5 protein-coding genes and 1 CRISPR repeat array are annotated in these 4,506 nt (G+C 66.5%); of the genes, 3 read left to right on the top strand and 2 right to left on the bottom strand.

From position 1 onward, the window contains the following. Positions 1–24: 24 nt before the first annotated feature. A CRISPR array of direct repeats spans positions 25–724; the repeat unit is 30 nt; unit sequence CCCTCAATCGAACCAGCGTGGGATTGAAAC. Positions 725–814: 90 nt separating this feature from the next. Further along, positions 815–1,105 (bottom strand): hypothetical protein, encoded by a 291-nt coding sequence (locus tag ACFMO5_RS02115; RefSeq protein WP_376791123.1) that lies wholly within the window; start codon positions 1,103–1,105, stop codon positions 815–817. Positions 1,106–1,182: 77 nt separating this feature from the next. Between ACFMO5_RS02115 and ACFMO5_RS02110 the strand changes: the two genes are divergently transcribed. The 3 genes from ACFMO5_RS02110 to ACFMO5_RS02100 all read left to right on the top strand — a co-directional run bounded on the left by ACFMO5_RS02110 (position 1,183) and on the right by ACFMO5_RS02100 (position 3,493). Continuing rightward, a complete protein-coding gene (locus ACFMO5_RS02110; RefSeq protein ID WP_376791122.1) occupies positions 1,183–1,449 on the top strand; it encodes a hypothetical protein in 267 nt (88 codons plus the stop codon). Then, positions 1,446–2,093: a glycoside hydrolase family 99-like domain-containing protein gene (locus ACFMO5_RS02105; protein WP_376791121.1), complete on the top strand. Its 648-nt coding sequence runs from the start codon at positions 1,446–1,448 to the stop codon at positions 2,091–2,093. Before ACFMO5_RS02110 ends, ACFMO5_RS02105 begins: the two co-directional genes overlap by 4 nt. 125 nt (positions 2,094–2,218) lie before the next feature. Next, a complete protein-coding gene (locus ACFMO5_RS02100; RefSeq protein WP_376791120.1) occupies positions 2,219–3,493 on the top strand; it encodes an MFS transporter in 1,275 nt (424 codons plus the stop codon). A gap of 17 nt (positions 3,494–3,510) precedes the next feature. Here the strand turns inward: ACFMO5_RS02100 and cofD are convergent, their stop codons facing one another. Further along, entirely contained in the window at positions 3,511–4,440 is a 930-nt protein-coding gene (gene cofD, locus ACFMO5_RS02095) for a 2-phospho-L-lactate transferase (RefSeq protein WP_376791124.1), read from the bottom strand. Positions 4,441–4,506: the final 66 nt, after the last annotated feature.

Below are 4,506 nucleotides of genomic sequence, written 5' to 3'. Positions count from 1 at the left end.
GGAGCTCCCGGTGGGCCCGCTCTACCCTCAATCGAACCAGCGTGGGATTGAAACATGAACCAGAAGGATCACCCGGACATCCTGCGTTTGCCCCTCAATCGAACCAGCGTGGGATTGAAACTTCGTATGGTGATCCTGGCGTGGCTGGGGGCAGCCGCCCCTCAATCGAACCAGCGTGGGATTGAAACTTGGCACCGGGTGCAGAGCTACACCCAGACGGACTACCCCTCAATCGAACCAGCGTGGGATTGAAACCGGGGCTCCAAATCGCGGAATGGGCCAGCGCCCGAGCCCCTCAATCGAACCAGCGTGGGATTGAAACACCCGCGGGATTTCCCCGACACCCGGTGGGCGCATCCCCTCAATCGAACCAGCGTGGGATTGAAACCTCCCCGAGCAGCCGCTCCCGCTGCTCCAGGAACACCCCCTCAATCGAACCAGCGTGGGATTGAAACCACGAAATCTCCCGTAAGATCCCCAGGAACCGATCCAGCCCTCAATCGAACCAGCGTGGGATTGAAACGCGTTGGGATGGACTCCCAATCCATCAGCTCCCCCAGCCCCTCAATCGAACCAGCGTGGGATTGAAACCGAAGAAGTCCTCCAGGCCCAGTGCGGCACTGGCCTGCCCTCAATCGAACCAGCGTGGGATTGAAACTTAAGGGGCCCGCAGGAGTGCGTCTGCGACGGGGAACCCTCAATCGAACCAGCGTGGGATTGAAACGTAGAAACTTGTCATAATGAAATCAAGTCTGGAGGTGACGATGCCTACTCGCCCCTTCGCCCTCTTGCTCATCTCCTTATTCCTTGGATGTCAGCCCTTCTCCTTTCTCTCCCCATCTACATCCAGCGAACCGTCGAACGCCCTTTCCCCAACCAGAGGCCCGATGTGGACCTCGACACCTCGTCCCCTGACGGCTGCGCCCACTTCTACCCCGCCCCCTACCTCCACGCCGCGTCCAACCGCGACGGCGACCCCCTTGCCTTCGCACACCCGACCGCGACCCTCCCCAACCGCCACGATCCGTCGGCCCACCCGGACGCCGAGGTCCGCTCCCACGGCGGCGGCCCCACGACCCACCCGAACGCCGCCGCCCTCTCCCACGCCGGCCCTTAATCCCTCCGCTGGCGCTCACCACCCGCCTGTCCCCCAGCTGGTCCTCGCCAGCTACTTCCCGTGGTATGCCCCCCACCTGGTCCACCGGATGCACCTCCGACGCCGACCAGCCCCGGGACGGCGTCTACCACTCCGATGACCCGGGGGTGATCGCCCGCCACATCGCCCAGGCCCGCGCCGCCGGCATCGACGGCTTCGCCGCCCATTGGTTCGCCCCCGGCAACCGCACCGACGCGAATTTCGAGAGGGTCCTGAACCTCTCCCCCAACGGCTTCCGATCGACGGCCACCTTTCTCTGTCACATCCTCCCTGGCACGAACCAGCAGGGGTGATTGACACCCCCCGTTACCTGATCGCCCGCCACGCCGCTCACCCCCGCTTCCTCCGGGTGGCCGGACGCCCCATCATCCTGTTTAGCGATCTGTATCGGGTCCCCGACCCTGCCGGCAACCGCCCCGCCTCCGATAAGGACGTGGCCACCGCCGTGGCCCGCTGGCGGGAGATCCGCCAGGCCGTGGATCCCAACCACACCACTTGGTGGATCGCCGAGGGCCTCCAGCCGGATTACCTCGCGGTCTTCGATGGCCTCTACGTCTATAAGATCGACCATGCCTGTTGCCCCACCGCCTACCGCGGGGCCCCGCGCTGGGTCGGACGGGTGCGGGATTGGGAGCGGCGGACCGGCCAGCCGAAGCTCTGGATCGGCACGGTGATGCCCGGATGGGACGACCTGAACTCCGCCCAGCCCCACTGCGCCGACCTACGGGTGAGCCGCGCGCCCTTCGCCCGCGATCGCGAGAACGGCGCCTCCTACGCCCGAACCTGGGAGGCCGTCCTCCCCACCCAGCCCGACCTTATCCTCATCCACTCGTTTAACGAATGGGTGGAAGGATCCTACATCGAGCCCAGCGTCCGCTACGGGGATCTCTATCTGCAATTGACGGCGCAATGGATCTCGCGCTATAAAGGGCGATAGACACGAGCGGGCCTCGCGCCGGCTCCTCGAGATCGCCCGAGAGTAAAGGGACCTTAGGGGCCTGGGATGCACCTCGGCACGCTGCTCCAGGCCCCCTGCCCGAACTTTCATCACGGGGGAAGATGATGCGCACGCCATGGGCCATCGCCATCGTCCTGTTCGCCTTCATGCTCCTCCACCAGACCGACAAGCTCCTCCTGGGCCCCTTGACCACCGAGATCATGAACACGTTCCACATCGGGGAAGACCTCATGGGGCTGGCCTCCACCGCCGCCTTGCTGGTGGGCCTCTTCCTCTACCCGCTGTGGGGATATCTCGCCGATCGCTTCGCCCGCCCCATGCTGATCGGGCTCGCATCGTTCATCTGGGGCGCCACCACATGGCTCAGCGCCATCGCGCCCACTTACCCCCTTTTTCTGCTCACCCGCGCCTCCACCGGGATCGATGACAACGCTTACCCCGGCCTCTACAGCCTGATCTCCGATTACTTCGGCCCCCAGCTCCGAAGCCGCATCTACGGCTTCCTCCAGATGACCGGCCCGGTCGGGTATCTGATGGGCGTGGCCCTCGCCCTCGGCCTCAAGGACCTCATCGGCTGGCGGGCCATTTACGTGATCACCGGCAGCCTGGGCCTGATCCTCGCCTTCGTCATCTGGCGGACGGTCCGTGAGGTCCCCCGAGGCCAAAGCGAGCCGGAGCTCGCCGCCCTCGCCGAGATCCCCGCTTACCGCTTCAGCATCACAGAAGTTCGCGCCCTCCTCCGCAAGCCCACCTTCCTCTTCTTAGTGACCCAGGGGTTCTTCGGCGTCTTCCCCTGGAACGTGATCTCCTTCTGGTTCTTCCGGTATCTGGAGGTGGAACGCGGATACAGCAACGCTCAGATCTTCGTGATCATGGCCTCCGCTGTGATCGTGATGTCCGTGGGGTACCTGGCTGGCGGGGCGATGGGGGATTGGCTGTTCCGGCGGACCCTGCGGGGGCGCCTGATCGTGTCCATGGCCGGGGTGTTAAGCGGGGCGATCCTGCTGGCGATCGCCATGTCCATCCCGCCGGACGCCTTCGGCGCCTTCTGGGCCATGGTGATCCTCACCGCCTTCGTGATCCCCCTGGCCGCCCCCAACGTCCTGGCCACGGTGTTCGACATCAGCCCGCCGGAGATCCGGAGCTCCGCCCAGGCGTTGGAATCGTTCATCGAGGGGAGCGGCGCTTCCCTGGCGCCGTTCCTCACCGGGCTGTTGGCGGTGCGAACCTCTTTGCACACCGCCATCCTAACGATCTGCGTGGGGGCCTGGATCGTGTGCGGGTTGCTCTTCGCCCTGGCCATCTGGTCCGCTCCCCAAGACATCCGGGCGCTGCGGGAAACGCTCCGCGCCCGCGCGGCCCAGACGGCTTCCGAGTAACCGTTTCGTGAGCGGCGCTATCCCCAAGACCCCACCCACCGGATGATCTCCTCCGCCAAGCGCGCCCGCGCGGGCGGGTCGAGGATCACCGTGTCGGTCACCAAGGCGCGGACCCCCATGGCTTCCACCGCGGGGGCCAGCGCCCCGTCCACACGATCGAGCACGAACCCGTTCAGGAAGGGCTGATAGCGCCGGGCCACCCCGAGGGCCGACGGCACCTCCCCCAGCTCGGCCATCATCTTCGCCGCCGGCCCTTTCAGCGCCTGCCCGCCGAGGATCGGCGAGACGGCGACCACCGTCCGATCTCGAAGGAGATCGAGCGCCCCCGGCAACGCCAGGATCGGGCCGATGCTCACATACGGATTCGAGGGCGCGATCACCACGAGCTCGGCCTCCTCCAGGGCCCGCCGCGCCTCCGGGGCCAGCTGCGCCCGCTCCAGGCCTTCCCACGCAAACCCGTACACCCGCGGCGCGCACTGCCGTCGGACGAAGTACTCCTGAAACGGCAGGCGCCCCTCCTCGGTGTCCACCATCGTCCGCACCGGGTCATCGCTCATCGGCCATACCGCCGGGCGAACTCCCAAGGCGCGGCAGAGCCGGGCGGTGATCTCGCTCAACCGCAGGCCCTGGCGCCGCAGGAACGTCCGATAGACGTGAGTGGCCAGGTCGCGATCCCCCACCCGGAACCAGGTCTCCCCGCCGTATCGGCCCAGCATCTCCAGGGCCGCCCACGTATCCCCGGCGATCCCCCACCCGGTCTCCGGGTTGGCGATCCCGGCCAGGGTATACATCACGGTGTCGAGATCCGGGCACACCAGAAGGCCGTGCCACTCGAAGTCGTCCCCCGTGTTCACGATCACCGCCAGATCCTCCGGCGACAGGACCTGGGCGAACCCGTGGGCCATCCGGGCGCCGCCCACGCCGCCGGCGAGCACCACAACGTGCATCGCGTGATCCTCCATCGAAATCAGGATGATCGTGGGGTTTGGGGGGCGGAGCCGGGCGCCCAAGGT

It is taken from the genome of Thermoflexus sp. (genome assembly GCF_042408365.1).
Classification (GTDB): domain Bacteria; phylum Chloroflexota; class Anaerolineae; order Thermoflexales; family Thermoflexaceae; genus Thermoflexus.
This window is presented reverse-complemented; position numbering and strand designations above follow the sequence as displayed.